Source organism: Klenkia marina (assembly GCF_900101025.1).
Taxonomy (GTDB): domain Bacteria; phylum Actinomycetota; class Actinomycetes; order Mycobacteriales; family Geodermatophilaceae; genus Klenkia; species Klenkia marina.
In genome coordinates this window covers 551,246-566,331 of record NZ_FMUH01000003.1, presented here as the reverse complement: position 1 = coordinate 566,331, position 15,086 = coordinate 551,246, and the positions used below count along the sequence as shown (strand labels likewise).

General features: G+C 75.8%; 17 protein-coding genes. 4 read left to right on the top strand and 13 right to left on the bottom strand.

All coding sequences use genetic code 11. The annotated features are described in order from the left end of the window. Positions 1 to 2: 2 nt before the first annotated feature. The 10 genes from BLP29_RS12370 to BLP29_RS12325 all read right to left on the bottom strand — a co-directional run bounded on the left by BLP29_RS12370 (position 3) and on the right by BLP29_RS12325 (position 8,976). Positions 3 to 1,754, bottom strand: coding sequence for an ABC transporter permease subunit (locus BLP29_RS12370; RefSeq protein ID WP_207798456.1), 1,752 nt, complete (start codon positions 1,752 to 1,754; stop codon positions 3 to 5). Then, positions 1,751 to 3,232 (bottom strand): ABC transporter substrate-binding protein, encoded by a 1,482-nt coding sequence (locus tag BLP29_RS12365; protein WP_092804678.1) that lies wholly within the window; start codon positions 3,230 to 3,232, stop codon positions 1,751 to 1,753. Before BLP29_RS12365 ends, BLP29_RS12370 begins: the two co-directional genes overlap by 4 nt. Then, entirely contained in the window at positions 3,229 to 4,521 is a 1,293-nt protein-coding gene (locus tag BLP29_RS12360) for an MFS transporter (RefSeq protein WP_207798455.1), read from the bottom strand. The genes BLP29_RS12365 and BLP29_RS12360 overlap by 4 nt, the downstream gene beginning before the upstream one ends. Next, positions 4,518 to 5,279: an ABC transporter ATP-binding protein gene (locus BLP29_RS12355; RefSeq protein ID WP_092804675.1), complete on the bottom strand. Its 762-nt coding sequence runs from the start codon at positions 5,277 to 5,279 to the stop codon at positions 4,518 to 4,520. Before BLP29_RS12355 ends, BLP29_RS12360 begins: the two co-directional genes overlap by 4 nt. Beyond that, on the bottom strand, positions 5,276 to 6,019 hold the full coding sequence (locus tag BLP29_RS12350) for an ATP-binding cassette domain-containing protein (RefSeq protein ID WP_207798454.1): 744 nt from the start codon (positions 6,017 to 6,019) through the stop codon (positions 5,276 to 5,278). The genes BLP29_RS12355 and BLP29_RS12350 overlap by 4 nt, the downstream gene beginning before the upstream one ends. A gap of 99 nt (positions 6,020 to 6,118) precedes the next feature. Next, complete coding sequence (locus tag BLP29_RS12345) at positions 6,119 to 6,907, bottom strand: TrmH family RNA methyltransferase (RefSeq protein WP_092804668.1); 789 nt, start codon at positions 6,905 to 6,907, stop codon at positions 6,119 to 6,121. Between the two features lie 69 nt (positions 6,908 to 6,976). Then, entirely contained in the window at positions 6,977 to 7,366 is a 390-nt protein-coding gene (gene rplT, locus BLP29_RS12340; RefSeq protein ID WP_055757838.1) for a 50S ribosomal protein L20, read from the bottom strand. Between the two features lie 38 nt (positions 7,367 to 7,404). Next, positions 7,405 to 7,599: a 50S ribosomal protein L35 gene (gene rpmI / locus BLP29_RS12335; RefSeq protein ID WP_091249756.1), complete on the bottom strand. Its 195-nt coding sequence runs from the start codon at positions 7,597 to 7,599 to the stop codon at positions 7,405 to 7,407. 45 nt (positions 7,600 to 7,644) lie between these two features. Further along, the gene (gene infC / locus BLP29_RS12330; RefSeq protein WP_243469922.1) at positions 7,645 to 8,277 is read right to left on the bottom strand and encodes a translation initiation factor IF-3; all 633 of its coding nucleotides are present in this window, start codon (positions 8,275 to 8,277) and stop codon (positions 7,645 to 7,647) included. Positions 8,278 to 8,526: 249 nt separating this feature from the next. Then, entirely contained in the window at positions 8,527 to 8,976 is a 450-nt protein-coding gene (locus BLP29_RS12325; RefSeq protein ID WP_243469909.1) for a PH domain-containing protein, read from the bottom strand. Between the two features lie 33 nt (positions 8,977 to 9,009). On the opposite strand from BLP29_RS12325, the gene BLP29_RS12320 reads away from it, so the two are divergent. Both BLP29_RS12320 and BLP29_RS12315 read left to right on the top strand, forming a co-directional pair. Further along, positions 9,010 to 10,065: an MBL fold metallo-hydrolase gene (locus BLP29_RS12320; protein WP_207798453.1), complete on the top strand. Its 1,056-nt coding sequence runs from the start codon at positions 9,010 to 9,012 to the stop codon at positions 10,063 to 10,065. Positions 10,066 to 10,075: 10 nt separating this feature from the next. Beyond that, positions 10,076 to 10,663 carry a uridine kinase family protein gene (locus BLP29_RS12315; RefSeq protein WP_207798452.1) on the top strand — a complete coding sequence of 196 codons (588 nt, stop codon included), beginning with the start codon at positions 10,076 to 10,078 and terminating at the stop codon, positions 10,661 to 10,663. Here the strand turns inward: BLP29_RS12315 and BLP29_RS12310 are convergent, their stop codons facing one another. Then, positions 10,664 to 10,858, bottom strand: coding sequence for a hypothetical protein (locus BLP29_RS12310; protein WP_092804661.1), 195 nt, complete (start codon positions 10,856 to 10,858; stop codon positions 10,664 to 10,666). 50 nt (positions 10,859 to 10,908) lie between these two features. Continuing rightward, positions 10,909 to 11,478, bottom strand: a complete 570-nt coding sequence (locus BLP29_RS12305) for a TetR/AcrR family transcriptional regulator (RefSeq protein ID WP_165839368.1) — start codon at positions 11,476 to 11,478, stop codon at positions 10,909 to 10,911. Positions 11,479 to 11,601: 123 nt separating this feature from the next. Between BLP29_RS12305 and BLP29_RS12300 the strand changes: the two genes are divergently transcribed. Beyond that, positions 11,602 to 12,483, top strand: a complete 882-nt coding sequence (locus tag BLP29_RS12300) for a polysaccharide deacetylase family protein (protein ID WP_092804654.1) — start codon at positions 11,602 to 11,604, stop codon at positions 12,481 to 12,483. A gap of 36 nt (positions 12,484 to 12,519) precedes the next feature. Further along, complete coding sequence (locus BLP29_RS12295) at positions 12,520 to 13,638, top strand: uroporphyrinogen-III synthase (protein WP_092804651.1); 1,119 nt, start codon at positions 12,520 to 12,522, stop codon at positions 13,636 to 13,638. A 1-nt stretch (position 13,639) separates the two neighbouring features. Here BLP29_RS12295 and BLP29_RS12290 read toward each other — a convergent pair whose 3' ends face one another. Further along, the gene (locus tag BLP29_RS12290; protein ID WP_092804648.1) at positions 13,640 to 15,034 is read right to left on the bottom strand and encodes an MFS transporter; all 1,395 of its coding nucleotides are present in this window, start codon (positions 15,032 to 15,034) and stop codon (positions 13,640 to 13,642) included. Positions 15,035 to 15,086: the final 52 nt, after the last annotated feature.

Genomic DNA, 15,086 nt, shown 5'->3' with positions numbered 1-15,086 from the left:
CATCAGCGCTCGGGGGCGGGGTCGGCCAGCGCTGCGACCACGCCGAGCAGCACCAGGCCCAGCGCGGGGGCGCCGACCACCCAGGGTGCGCGTTCGAGGTAGCCGGTGGTCTCGGCCAGCGCCCGGCCCCACTCGGGCGACTCGGCGCCCGCGCCCAGTCCGAGGAACGACAGCCCGGCCAGGGCGAGCGAGGCGTGCGGGATGCGCACCAGCGCGTGCCGCACCACCGCCGGTCCGACGACCGGCAGCAGGTGCCGGCGCAGCACGTGCCAGCGGCCGGCCCCGCCGGCGACCGCGGCGACGTGGAAGCCCGACGCCCGCGCCTCGGCGGCCAGCGTGCGGGTGTGCACGGCCAACGGGATCCAGCCCACCAGCGTGACCGCCACGCAGGCGGCCGCCAGCCCGGGTCCGGTGACCGCGGCGACCACGATGCCCACGACGACGGCGGGCAGCGCGTTGAGCACGTCGGCCGGGCCCGAGCGGTCCCCCCGCCCGAGCAGACCCACGGCCAGCCCGATCACCAGCGCCAGCGCGGCCAGCAGCACCGCCAGCCCGACCGACAGCAGCGCGCCGTGCCCGAACCGGGCCAGCACGTCGCGCCCCAGGGGGTCGTTGCCGAAGGGGTGCGCCCACGACGGCGAGGCCAGTCGCAGGGCGACGTCCTGGGCTGCCGGGTCCCGCAGCACCCCGGCCACGACCGCGACCAGCAGGACGGCGGCGACGGCTGCCGCGGCACGCTGCGGACGACGTCCGGCCGCGGTGGCCTCGGGGGTGAACCCGCTGGCTGCCAGCGCCGGACCCAGCAGGAGCCGGTGCGCCAGCACCCCGCCACCGCCGACCACCAGCCCGATCGTCACCAGCAGCACGACGGCGGCCTGCACCACCGGGACGTCCTGGCTGAGCGCGGCCCCGAGCGCGATGCCCCCCAGGCCCGGGATGTCGAAGGCGGCCTCGACCACCGCCGCCGCCCCGAGCGTGCCGACGAGCAGCAGCAGCACCTGCGGGACGACGACGGTGACCGCACGCCGGCCCAGTGCCGTCGCCACCGCCGAGCGCCGCACCCCCGCCGCGCGCCACGTGCGGACCCAGGACTCCCCCGCCGTCGCGGCCACCGCGCCGGCGAGCAGCCGGGTCAGCACCCCGGCAGCGGGGAGCCCGAGCGCGAGCACGGGCAGCACCAGGTTCTCGGGCCCGGTGAACCCGCTGGTGGGCAGCAGCCCCCAGCCGACCGCCAGCACGGCGACCAGCAGCACGGCCAGCACGAACTCCGGCAACGCGGCCAGCGCCCCGCCCACGGCTGCCCCGAGCCCGCCCCCGCGGAGCCGGCCGTCCGCGGCGCGCAGCAGGGCGGGGACGGTGAGCAGCCCGGCCAGCAGCAGCGCGACCACGCTGGCGGTGCCGGCGACGGTGAGCGAGACGCCGAGGGCCGGCAGCACGGAGTCGGCGACCGGCGTGCGCGAGACCCACGACGTGCCCAGGTCGCCGGTGAGGAGCCGGCCGAGGAACCCGAGCGTGCCGGCCACCGGGTTCGCCGGCAGGTCCAGCTGGGTGCGCACCGCCTCCAGGGCCGCCGCGTCGGGGGTGCCCTCGACGTCGCGGGCCCGCAGCACCGAGCGGGCCGGGTCGGCCCCCGACAGCCAGGGCAGCGCACCGACCAGCAGCGCGGTGCCCGCCAGCGCGCCCAGGACGCCGGCCACCCGCGGCACGCGGCGCAGGACCTGGGCGCGCCGGGCCGGGAGGACCGCGACCGTCACCGACCCGGGCTGATGGCCACGGTGACGACCTGCCGCTCGAAGGGGTCGTCGCCCACGCCCTGCACGCCGGCGCCCACACCGGTGCGGCTCTGCTCGAACAGGACCGGGACGACCGCGGCCGCCGACAGCACCTGCGCCTCGACGTCGGCGGCCGCCTGCCGGCGCTCGCGCGGGTCGGTGAGCGCAGCGGCGGCGGCCACGGCCGCGTCGACGGCCGGGTCGCACAACCGGGCGAGGTTGTAGCCGCCGTCGCAGGCGTAGTCGGTGGCGAGGTAGCCGACCGGGTCGCCGGTGTCGAGCAGGGTGAGCCGGCTGCCCAGGAAGGCGTCGAAGGACCCGGCGAGGAGGTCGGGCTCGATCGTGGCGTAGGTCTGCACGACCACCTCGACGGTGAACCCGGCCGCGCGCAGCTGCTCGGCGATCACCGCGGCGGCCTCGGGCAGCTCGGGCCGGTCGTCGTAGGTGGCCAGCCGGATGCTGGCCCCGGCCGGGTCCCCGGCTGCGGGCAGGGTCGGCGTGGTGCGCACCGCGGAGCCCAGGGTGTCGTCGGTGAGCAGCCCGGGGGCAGGGTCGGCCTGGCCCTCGAACACACCGTCCACCACCGGGTCGACGTCGACGGCGGCCACCGCGGCGGCTCGGACGGCGGGGTCGGCGAAGACCCCGCCGGCGGTGTTGAGCTGCAGCGACGTCAGCCGCGGCAGCGACGTGGTGACCACCCGCTGGTCGTCGGTCAGGGTGGTCAGCTGGGCGATCGGCACGCCCTGCGCCACGTCGAGCTCACCGGCGCGCAGGGACGACGTCCGGGCATCGGCGTCGTCGACGAACCGCACGTCGACGCCGGCGGCGGCCGGGTCGCCGGCCCAGTGGTCGGCCGCGGCGTCCAGGGTGGCCGACTGCGCCCCCTGCACGGCGGTGATCTCGAAGGGCCCGGTGCCGTGGCCCACCGGGTCGGGCGCGGTGGGGTCGGCGTAGGCCTCCGGGGACAGGATCACCAGCGACGGGGCGCCCAGCCGCTGCACCAGCAGCGGGTCGGCCTGCGCGGCCTGCAGCTGCACGGTGTCCTCGTCGACCGCGGTGGCGACCAGCCCGACGTCGCGGAGCACGCGCAGCGCCGGGTCGGCGCCCGCGGCGGCGTTCAGGGAACCGGCCACGGCCTCGGCGTCCATGGGGGTGCCGTCGTGGAAGACGACGTCGTCGCGCAGCTCGAGCAGCGCCGTGCGGTCGTCGGTGAACTGCCACGACTCGGCCAGCTGCGGCTCGGCGGCCCCGGAGTCGTCGAAGGTCACCAGCGTCTCGGCCGCGCCCATGCGGGTGAGCAGCAGGGCGTCGTCGGTCCACGGCGACAGCGCGGCCACCGGCGGGAAGCCCAGCGCGACGCGCAGGCGGTCGGACCCGGCCTCGTCGGCTCCGCCACCACCGGCGAAGCACCCGCCGGTGAACAGGACGGGGACGGCGAGCAGGGCGGCACGGCGGTTCACGGGGCTCCTACGGTCTCGGGGGCTCGGGTGGACGGGACGGCGATGCGACGGGTGAGCGCCCACAGGCCCACCGCGGAGGCGGCGGGCAGGGCGGCGAGGACGAGCCAGGGGACGGCGGCCGCGGGCTGCGGCACGGCGGCGAGGTCGAGCAGGGCGCCGACGCCGGTGCTGCCGACCAGGACGGCGAGGCCGCCGGCGGAGGCCAGCACCCCGAAGTGGGCGCCCAGCCGGCGCTCGCCGGCCAGCCGCGGCACGAGGTCCTGGGCGACCGGGACGGCGACCATCTGCCCCAGGTACAGCAGCAGGGCGAACCCGACGGCGGGCGCCAGCCCCCAGACCCCGGGCATCGGGTCGACCGGCGCGAGGACGGCGACGACCAGGAAGGAACAGCTCATCAGCGCGAACCCCAGCGGCAGCGCCCGGGTGGGGCCGGCGCGGCGGGCGCGGGTGGTGATCGGCAGCTGGAACAGCAGCACGCTGACCGCGGCGGCGACGAACATCCAGCCCAGCGCGCCCTGCGAGCCGGTTGCGCGGTCGAGCTCGACGGGCAGCGCGAGGTAGAGCTGGTTGTAGGAGAGCAGGTAGGTGCAGTAGCAGGCGGTGAAGGCCAGGAACCGGCGGTTGCGCAGCACCTGCCCCCAGCCGGCGGTGACCGGCTCGACCTCACCGGTGTCGCTGCCCGTGCCGTTGCGCAGGTCGCGCGGCAGCAGCAGCACGTGCGCGACGAGGACGACGACGAACACCCCGGCGGCGATGGTGCAGGTGACCCAGAACGGCACCCCGAGCAGGACGGCGCCGAGCACCGGACCGGTGACCGAGCCCAGCTTGGAGGCGATGGCGTCCAGGCCGAACACCTCGGCGCGGGTGGCCACCCCGGCCTCCTCGAGCTGGCGGCCCTGGTCGGCCAGCGCCGACTCCACGGCCGGGGAGAACAGCGCGGCGGCGAACCCCACGAGCACCACGCCGAGCAGCACGCCGGGCAGGCTGTCCACCACGGCGAGCACGCCGAAGCCGGCGATGCGGATGGTGCAGCCGACCACCACGACCGGCTTGACCCCGAACCGGTCGGTGAGCCCGCCGCCGAGGAAGAACAGGCCCTGCTGGCTGAAGGTGCGCACCCCGAGCACCAGCCCGATGACACCGCCGGCCAGCGCCAGGTTCTGCGAGAGGTGGACGGCGAGGAACGGGACGACGAGGTAGAAGCCGATGTTGAAGGCCAGCTGCGAGGCCAGCAGCAGCCGCGGCACGGCCGGCATCCGGCGGACCAGGGTCCAGGGCGCCCAGCTCACGACACCACCGCCGCCAGCGTCGGGACGGCGTCGAGCAGCCGGGCGGTGACCGGGTGGGCGGGCGCGCCGAACACCTCGCCGACCGGGCCCTGCTCGACCACGCGACCGGCGTCGAGGACGAGCACCCGGTCGCACAGGTGCTGGACGACACCGAGGTCGTGCGAGACCACCAGCAGCGCCAGGCCCTCGGCCGCCGACAGCTGCGCCAGCAGCTCGACCACCTGCAGCCGCACGACGACGTCGAGCGCGCTGACCGGCTCGTCGGCGACCAGGACGTCGGGGCGGGGGGCCAGGGCACGCGCGATGGCCAGCCGCTGGCGCTGACCGCCGGAGAACTCGTGCGGCCAGCGCCGGGCGGCGTCGGGCTCCAGACCCACGGCGACCAGCAGCTCGGCCACCCGGGCCGAGTGGTCGCCGTGCACCCGCAGGCAGGCCAGCGGCTCGGCGACGGCGTCGCCCACCCGCATGCGCGGGTTGAAGGAGCGGCCCGGGTCCTGCGGCACGGTCTGCACCCGCCGGCGGAACCAGCGCGTCGAGCGCGCCGACCCCGGTCGCACGGGGCGTCCGTCGAGGGCCACGGTCCCGGCGTCGGGGGTGTCCAGGGCGAGCAGCAACCGGGCCAGGGTCGACTTCCCCGACCCCGACTCCCCCACCACGGCGACCCGCTCGCCGGCCGCCAGGTGCACCGACACGTCGTCGAGCGCGGTCACGTGGCCGTACCGGCGGGTCAGGCCCGTGGCCTCGAGCAGCGCGCTCACCGGGTCACCGCCAGGGCGCGGGACGCGGCCACCACGTCGGCCACGAGGGGGTCGCCCAGCACGTCGGCGACCGGGCCGTCGAGCACCAGCCGGCCCGCGTCGAGCACCAGCAGCCGGGTGCACAGCCGGGCGGCGACCGCGAGGTCGTGGGTGACCAGCAGCAGCGCTGCGAGGCCGGGGCCGGTGACCCGGTCGACCAGGTCCAGCACACCGGCCTGGACCGTGGGGTCCAGCGCCGAGGTGGGCTCGTCGGCCACCAGCAGGCGGGGGGCGCCGACGAGGGCGAGGGCCAGCGCCACCCGCTGCCGCTGGCCGCCGGACAGCTGGCTGGGGAAGCGCCGGGCCGTGCCGGGCAGACCGACCTCGGCGAGCAGTGCGTCCGCGCGCCGGGCGGCCTCGCGACGGCCGACCCCGCGCGCTCGCAGCGGCAGGGCGACCTGACGGCCGACCCGGGTCAGCGGGTCCAGCGCGGTGGCCGGGTCCTGCGCGACGAGGGCGGTCGCCCGTCCGCGCAGCGGGTGCCAGACGGCCGGCCCCGCCCCCACCACCTCGGTGCCCTCGACCTGCACGCTGCCGCTGACCACGAGGCCGGGGGCGGTGAGCCCGAGCAGCGCGGCCACGAGCTGGGACTTGCCGGCGCCGGAGGACCCCACGACGCCGACCTGCTCCCCCGCGGCGAGCTCGAAGGACACCTGGTCCAGCAGACGTCGGCCGGTGGAGTCGACGGACAGGTCGTGCACGCGCAGCACTCGGCAGCCTCTCGGACGGGGGATGCCCCGACCCTAACTGCGAACAGCTCGCATCAGTGACTGCGCATGCGCGCAGCCACGCGGGTGCGGCTACTGGGCGAGCTGGGTGGCGTAGAGGCAGATGCCGGCGGCCACGGCCAGGTTGAGCGACTCGGCCCGGCCGCGCATGGGCACCCGCACCCGGTGGTCGGCCAGGCCGGCGAGGGCGTCGTCCAGTCCGCGGGCCTCGTTGCCGAACAGCCACAGCACCGGACCGGTGAGCAGCCCGTCGGCACCGGCCCGGTCGAGGCCGACCTCCCCGTCGCCGGCGGCGGCGAGCACCCGCACCCCGGCCGCCTGCACGGCCGGGACCAGGACATCCAGCGCGGCACTGCGGACGACGTCGACGTGGAAGAGGCTGCCGGCCGAGGAGCGGACAGTCTTGCCCTGGAAGGGGTCAGCGGACCCGGCGCCGAAGACCACGGCACCGGCGCCGCAGGCGTCGGCGGTGCGCAGCACGGTGCCGGCGTTGCCCGGGTCGTTGAGCTCGGCCAGCGCGACCGCGAGCTGCGGTGGGTCCTGGACCAGCGCCTCGGCCGGGACGTCGCGCAGCGGGCAGACGGCCACCAGACCCTGCGGGGTGGCCGTCTCGCTCAGCCCCGCGGCGGCCTTGTCGGTGATCAACCGCACAGGCACGCCGGCACCGGCGAGGAGGTCACGGTGGACCTCGGCGGCCGTGGGCGTCACGAAGACCTCGGCGGCCGCCCCCGCCTCGAGCGCCTCGACGACCGCCTGCCGGCCCTCGGCGAGGAAGGCCCCGGCGGCGTCCCGCCCGGCCCGGCGGGTGAGCTTGCGGGCCGCGGCGACGCGGCCGTTGCGCTCGGTCAGCGGTTCGGTCATCTGGTCCTCCCGGACATGCGACGACGCCGCCGCCCCCTGTGCGGGGGCGACGGCGTCGTGGCGGTCGAACTACGCGGCTGCGACGCCGGTCTGGTTCGGGGCGGCGGCGACCGCGGCGCGCGCGGTCTCCACGAGCGCGGCGAAGGCGGCCGGCTCGTTGACGGCCAGCTCGGCCAGGACCTTGCGGTCGAGCTCGATGCCGGCCAGCTTCAGGCCCTGCATGAACCGGTTGTAGGTCATGTCGTTCTGCCGGGCCGCGGCGTTGATGCGGGTGATCCACAGCTTGCGGAAGTCACCCTTGCGCACCTTGCGGTCGCGGTAGGCGTAGGTCGCCGAGTGGAGCAGCTGCTCCTTGGCCTTGCGGTACAGGCGCGAACGCTGACCGCGGTAGCCGCTGGCGGCCTCGAGGGTCGTCCGGCGCTTCTTCTGGGCGTTGACCGCCCGCTTCACGCGTGCCACGTGAGTACTCCTCTAGTTCGGTAAGGGGGTGGGGGCGGTCAGAGACCGAGCAGCTTCTTCATGCGGGGCGCGTCGGCGGGCGACAGCACCTCGGTCCCCTTCACCCGGCGCTTGCGCGAGGAGGACTTCACCTCGAACTTGTGCTGGTTGTTCGTGTGCTCGCGGACGAGCTTGCCCGAGCCGGTGACGCGGATGCGCTTGGCCGTGCCCTTGTGGGTCTTGTTCTTCGGCATGTCCTCGGTCCTTCTTCGGTGTCTGGGTCTTCGGGCCAGGCCGGCTCAGGCCTGGTCGGCCTCGACCGGGTCCCTGGGTGCGGGCTTCGGCGGGGCCTGCGGGGCCAGCGGTCGCTCCTGGACCTCGGCGGTCTCGTCGGCCTTGGCCTTCTTCGCCTCGACGGTCTTGGCCTGCTGCGCCGCCTGGTTGCGGTGCGGCGCGATGACCATGACCATGTTGCGGCCGTCCTGCTTGGGGTTGGACTCCACGACGCCGAGGTCCGAGACGTCGCCGGCCAGGCGCTGCAGCAGCCGGTAGCCCATCTCGGGGCGGGACTGCTCGCGACCGCGGAACATCACGGTGATCTTGACCTTGTCGCCACCCTTGAGGAAGCGGACGACGTGGCCCTTCTTGGTCTCGTAGTCGTGCGGGTCGATCTTCAGCCGCAGACGCATCTCCTTGATGACGGTCTGCGTCTGGTTGCGACGGGCCTCGCGCTCCTTCTGCGCGGCCTCGTACTTGAACTTCCCGTAGTCCATGAGCTTCACGACGGGCGGCCGGGCCATGGGGGCGACCTCGACGAGGTCCAGCTCGGAGTCCTGGGCCAGGCGCAGCGCCTCGCCGATGGACACGATGCCGACCTGCTCGCCCTCGGGGCCGACGAGGCGGACCTCGGGGACCCGGATGCGGTCGTTGATGCGGGGCTCGGTGATGGCCTCTCCTCTTCGTTCTACGAATGAGGAGTCAGCGTCCCGACCCGAAGAAGGGCCCTCGACCCGCGAACGGGGAGGGCCTGGAGCCGGCAGGACCGGCCCCGCACTTCAGGTGACCTGGGCGTCTGGGTCGACGTCAGGTGGGAGCGGGCTCCTCTTGGTCGACGACCCGGGGCGGGGTCGTCGGGGTGGTGCGCCTCATGTAGCGGGGGGAGGCACCGAACAGACTACCCCTCAGGCGCGGCTGGCGGCCAGCAGGGTGCGCATGCCCTCCACCGCGCGCACTGCGCGCTCGCCGTCGGCGGCCTGCACGGCCAGCACCGACAGCTCGTCGTCGTCGACCAGCAGCAACGAGGCCCACGGCGAGCCGTCGTCGAACCGGACGGCCCGCACGTGCTCCCACGGCAGGGTGTGGGTGCCCACGATGTTGCGCACCCGCACGCCGGCGGCGTCGGCGTCGACCCGGGCGCGGGAGAGGAACAGCGTGGCGCCGGCCATCGCCAGGCCCAGCCCGGTGGTGGCCACCTGGTCGGACGTGCGGAAGGCGATGACCCCGGTGGTGTGCGTCTTGAGCAGGATCGACACCACGAGCATCACCCCGAAGATGACCGCCGCCATGAGACCGCACATGATGCGCTGGCGGCGGGGGGTGGCGGACACCGTCGTGATGGCGGGTGTGGTCACGCCCGCCAGTGTCCCACTGGCAGAGTGCGGGCGGTGACCAGCAGCCAGATCACCGGTACGGCCCAGCACGCCGCCTGGCAGGCCCGGGAGCTGCCGCCGGTCGAGGAGGTGCGGCCCGGCCTCTGGTCGATCCCGGTGCCCATCCCGCACAACCCGCTGCGCTACGTGTCCGCGCACGCCTTCGCCCTCGACGGCGGCGGGCTGGGGCTGGTCGACTGCGGCTGGGAGCACGAGGAGGGCTGGACGGCGCTCACCGACGGGCTCACCTCCATCGGCGCCGACGTGGCCGACGTCCGCGGCGTGCTGGTGACCCACCTGCACTACGACCACCTCGGCCTCGCCGGGCGCGTGCGCGACGCCAGCGGCGCGTGGATCGCCATGCACCCGGCCGACGGCGACGCCGTCCGGGCCTTCTCCGGCCGGGACGCCGTGGCCGCGGTCGACGCCCAGGTCGCGTTCCTGGTCGGGTTGGGCGCCGACCGGGGGACCGCGGTCTCCGACGTGGGTGCGCCCGACCGCTGGGAGCGGTTCCACCGCATGGCGGTGCCCGACCGCGCGCTGCTCGACGGCGAGGTCGCCGACTTCCCCGGCTGGTCGCTGCGGGCGGTGCACACCCCCGGCCACACCCCGGGCCACCTGTGCTTCGACGAGGAGCGCACCGGGGTGTTCCTGTCCGGCGACCACGTGCTCCCCCGGATCAGCCCGAACATCTCGACCAACCCGCAGGGCCCGCCCGACCCGTTGCGCGACTACCTGGGCGCCCTGGCCTCGGTCGGCGAGCGGCCCGAGCCCACCGAGGTGCTGCCCGCCCACGAGTGGCGGTTCACCGGGCTGGCCGCGCGCACCGCCGAGCTGCGGGCGCACCACGAGGCCCGGCTGGGCGAGCTGCTCGACGCGGTGCGCACGCACCCGGGCAGCACCCCGTGGGACCTCGCCGCCCACCTCACGTGGTCGCGCCCGTGGTCGGAGTACGAGCGCGGCATGCGGGTCTTCGCGGTCACCGAGACCGACGCCCACCTGCGCCTGCTGGCCAGCCGGGGCGCAGTGGTCGGCACCGCGGGCCCGGTGCCCCGCTTCACCGCCGCGTGAGCCCGGTCCCGTGAGGTTCACCGACCTGGCCGCACGGGTGCGGGCCACCCCGCCCCGGCTGGGTCGCACCCGGCTGGTGGCCGTCGACGGACCTGCCGGTTCGGGCAAGACCACGTTCGCCGCCGCCCTCGCCGCGGCGCTGGGCAGCGCTGCGCACCCGGCCCCGGTCGTGCACCTGGACGACCTCTACGACGGCTGGACGCTGGCCGGGGTGGTCCAGCGGCTGCGCACGCAGGTGCTCGACCCGGTGGCGGCCGGCCACGACGCCCGCTTCGCCGCCTACGACTGGGCCGTCGGGGCCTTCCGGGTGCCGACGACGGTGCCGGCCGGCGAGGTGCTGCTGGTCGAGGGCTGCGGGTCGGGCGCCCGGGCCCTGGACGACGTCCGGGGACTGCTCGTGTGGGTCCAGGCGCCGCCGGCCACGTGCGCGCAGCGGTGGGCGGACCGCGACGGCGCCGCGATGACTGTCTTCCAGCCGGCGTGGGCCGCCGAGGAGGCCGCCGTCTTCGCCGCGGAGGACACCCGCGCGAGGGCCGACCTGCGGGTGGACGGCGCCCCGGCGCAGCCGGCCGCGCCGGGGGTGTTCGTGCCGCTCTGATCAGTCGTCGTCGTCCTGGTCGTCGTCCTGGTCGTCCTGCTGGTCGTCCCGGTCGTCCTGGTCGTCGTCCTGCTGGTCGTCCTGGCGGTCCTGCACCGAGTCGCCGACGGAGTCACCGCAGGCGGTCAGCGAGCCGCCGGTGAGGGCGATCGCGGTGGCGGCGAGCAGGACGGTGACCGGGCGCTGGATCCGCATGCGCCCAGGGTGGCGGTGCGGGCGCCACCGCGCAGTGCGGACCGGGTCGTTCAGGCGCAGGCGAGGATCGAGTCCACCAGCTCGGCCCGGCGGGCGGCCGGCACCGGGCGCCCGCGGCCGGTGATCCGGTCCCACACCACGCCGCCGAGGACGGCGGTCACCCACTGCTGGCGGGCCGCCCCGATGTGCTCACCGCGCCGGCGGGCGCGTGCGGAGACCGCGCACACGACCTCCTGGACGGCGTCGGTGACGGCGACCTCGACCCCGGCGCGCAGCAGCGGATCACGGCCGGCGGCCTCGGCGACGGCGGCCACGGCCAGCTCGCCGCGCCCCAGCGGACGGCCCCAGTGCTCCACGATGCGCAGCAGGTCCCCGGCCGTGCTGCCGGTGCCGCCCCGGTCGACCAGCACCGGGACGGCGGCGACGGCGGCGCCCACGAGACCGGACAGCGACGTCCAGGCGGTGCGCAGCTCGGCCTCCTCGGCCCCGGCACGGTCGGCCACGTCGGCCAGGGTCAGCCCGTGCCACCCCCGCTCGGCCAGCAGCTGCACCGCGGCCTCGAGGACGGGGTCGGCCGTGCGGGCGGGGAGGGGGCTCGGGGTGGTGAGCGGAAGCGACATGGCCGGTCCTGGGGTCCGCGGAGGGTGAGGTGCACCACTCATCGGCAGTCGGGCGCCCCACGAGCACGGTCGGTCCCATCCGTCCCCGGTGTCCCACCCGCCCCGGCGGGGCATGGGGGCGGCGTGGACACCCCCGCCCGGCACGGCCGGTACCCCTGGTCCGCCCTGCCCGACCGCCCGACCTACGACTGGCCCGGCGGTGCCCGGCTGGCCGTCTACGTCGGGCTCAACCTCGAGGTCTTCGACTTCGGCGAGGGGCGCGGCGCCGAGCTCGCGCCGGGCGGCGGTGGCCCCGACGTGCTCAACCACGCCTGGCGCGAGTGGGGCAACCGCGTCGGGGCCTGGCGGCTGCTGGAGACCTTCGACGCCCTCGGCCTGCCCTGCTCGGTGCTGGCCAACAGCCGGGTGCTCACCGACTGCCCCGGCCTGGTGGAGGCCTTCCTCGCCCGCGGCGACGAGCTCGTCGGGCACGGCCGCACCAACGCCGAGCGGCAGGCCGACCTCTCGGAGGTCGACGAGCGGGCGCTCATCGCCGAGGCCACGCGCGTGCTGGTCGAGCGGGGCGGGCGTCGTCCGGCGGGGTGGCTGGGCCCATGGATCTCGGAGAGCCACGTGACCCCGGACCTGCTGGCCGAGGCCGGGTACACGTACCTGCTCGACTGGGCGCACGACGACCAGCCGACCTGGCTGGCCACCCGGGACGGCGGCCGCATCCTGTCGGTGCCCTACCCGCAGGAGCTCAACGACATCCCGGCCGTGGTCTCGCGACGGGCGTCGGGCCAGGAGTTCGCCGACATGGTGGTGGCCACGTTCGACGAGCTGCTCGAGCAGTCGCGCAGCGCACCGCTGGTGATGGGCATCGCCGTCCACCCCTACGTGGTCGGCGTCCCGCACCGGCTGCGGCCGCTGCGGACCGCGCTGGCCCACGTCGCCGCCCGCCGGGACGAGGTCTGGCTGACCACGGCCGGGGCCATCGCCGAGCACGCCGCACGGGAACTGGGCTGACACACGTCCGTCACACGGGCGCGACACGATGGGGGTGTGACCGAGCCGGAGGAGACCACCGAGGGCCCGCCGCCGCTGGCCGGGTACACCGTCGCGGTGACCGCGGCCCGCCGCTCCGAGGAGCTGTGCGCGCTGCTGGACCGGCGGGGTGCGCGGGTGGTGAGCGCGCCGGCCATCCGCATCGTGCCGCTGGCCGACGACGCCGAGCTGGTCTCGGCGACGAAGGAGGTGCTGCGCGCCCCGGTCGACCTCGTCGTCGCCACCACGGGCGTCGGGTTCCGCGGGTGGCTGGGGGCCGCCGAGGCCTGGGACCTGCCCCTGGTCGACCACCTCGCCGGCGCCCGGGTGCTGGCCCGCGGGCCCAAGGCGCGGGGAGCCATTCGTGGCGGCGGCCTGGTCGACGCGTGGTCACCGGCCTCGGAGAGCTCCGCCGAGGTGCTCGAGCACCTGCTGTCGGGTGCCGAGGGCCCCCTGACCGGTCGGCGCATCGCCGTCCAGCTGCACGGCGACCCGCTGCCCGACCTGGTCACCGGGCTCGAGCAGGCCGGCGCCGACGTGGTGAAGGTGCCGGTCTACCGGTGGGTGCTGCCCGAGGACACCGCGCCCCTGCGCCGGCTGGTGCACGCCGTCGCCGCCCGCGCCGTCGACGCGGTGACGTTCACGTCGGCCCCGGCCGCGGCGTCGACGCTGCAGGTGGCCGAGGAGGAGGGCGTGCTGTCGGCCGTGCTCGCCGCCTTCGCCGACTGCGTGCTGGCCGTGGCCGTCGGCGCGGTGACCGCCGGCCCGCTGACGGCCGCCGGTGTCGAGGCCGTGCAGCCCGAGCGGGCCCGGCTCGGGGCGCTGGCCCGCGAGGTGGTGGCCCGGTTGCCCGAGCGCGACCCCGTCCTCAAGTGCGGGGGGCACGACCTGCAGGTGCGCGGGCACGCCGCCGTCCTGGACGGTCGGCTGGTCGAGCTGGCCCCGGCGCCCATGGCCGTGCTGCGCACGCTGGCCCGCCGTCCCGGCACGGTGGTGTCCCGGCCCGACCTGCTGGCCGCGCTGTCCGGCGGCACCGACGCGCACGCGGTCGAGATGGCCGTGACCCGCCTGCGGGCCGCGCTCGGCGCACCGGTCGTGGAGACCGTCGTCAAGCGCGGCTACCGCCTGGCGGTCTGAGCTACACGCGGAACCGGGTGCCGGGGCGGAGGTAGACCGCCCAGGTGACGGCGACGCAGACCACGTAGAACGCGATGAACACCAGGTAGGCGGCGTCACCGGCGCCGGTGGTCAGGAACGACTGCCGGAAGGCCAGGTTCACCAGCACCCCGCCGAAGGCCCCGACCGCGCCGGCGATGCCGATGAGCGCGCCGGACATGCGCAGCGCCCGGCGGTCGGCGGTGCGGGCGTCCTCACCCGCGGCGACGGCGTCCATCGCCTGCACCCGGAAGATCGCCGGGATCATCTTGTACGTCGAGCCGTTGCCCAGGCCGCTGAGCACGAACAGCAGCACGAACCCGACGACGAACAGGGGCAACGAGCCGACCTGGCTGGCGGCGAAGACCACCGCCGCACCCAGGGCCATGGCCACGAAGACCCACGCGGTGATCCGGGCGCCGCCGAAGCGGTCGGCCAGCTTGCCGCCGACCGGGCGGATCAACGAACCCAGCAGGGGGCCCAGCCAGGTCAGCGAGGCGGCGGCCAGCGGGGTGGCGAACGAGCCGCTGAACTGGTTGGTGAGCACCTGGCCGAAGGCGAAGCTGAAGCCGATGAACGAGCCGAAGGTGCCGATGTAGAGGAACGACATCACCCAGGTGTGCTTCTCGCCGGTGGCGTCGCGCAGCGCCCGGGGCTGGTTGCGGGTGGTGGACAGGTTGTCCATGAGCAGGGCGGCGCCGACCGCGGCCGCGACGATGAAGGGCACGTAGACCAGCAGCACGATGCGCGGGTGGTCGGCCCCGACGGTGGCCAGCACGAGCAGGCCGACCAGCTGGATGACCGGGACGCCGAGGTTGCCGCCGCCGGCGTTCAGACCGAGCGCCCAGCCCTTCTCCCGCTCGGGGTAGAAGGCGTTGATGTTGGCCATCGAGCTGGCGAAGTTGCCGCCGCCGACCCCGGCCAGGCAGGCGACCACGAGCAGCGTGGTGTAGCTGACCCCGGGCTCGAGCACGAACGCGGTGGCGACCGTGGGGACGAGCAGGAGGGACGCCGACACGATGGTCCAGTTGCGGCCGCCGAACGTGGCGACGGCGAAGGTGTAGGGCAGCCGCACGAACGCGCCGAGCGCGGTGGGCAGCGCGGTCAGCAGGAACTTCTGGGCAGCCACCTCGGCGGGCTCGCCGGTGAAGGTGCCGGCCGCGACGTAGGCCGGGCCGAGGAACAGCACCATCACCGACCACAGGCTCCAGATCGAGAAGCCGATGTGCTCGGAGAAGACGGAGAACCACAGGTTGCGCCGGGCGATCGGCTTGCCGGTCGTCGCCCAGAACTCGGGGTCCTCGGGCCGCCAGTCGTCGATCCACCTCCCCCCGCGTCGGGTCGGTGTGGTGGGTGCGGTGTCGGTCGCCAGGGCCATGCGGTGACCCTGGCGCGGCCGCATGACCTGGCCGTTGCCCGTGCGGGCGAGC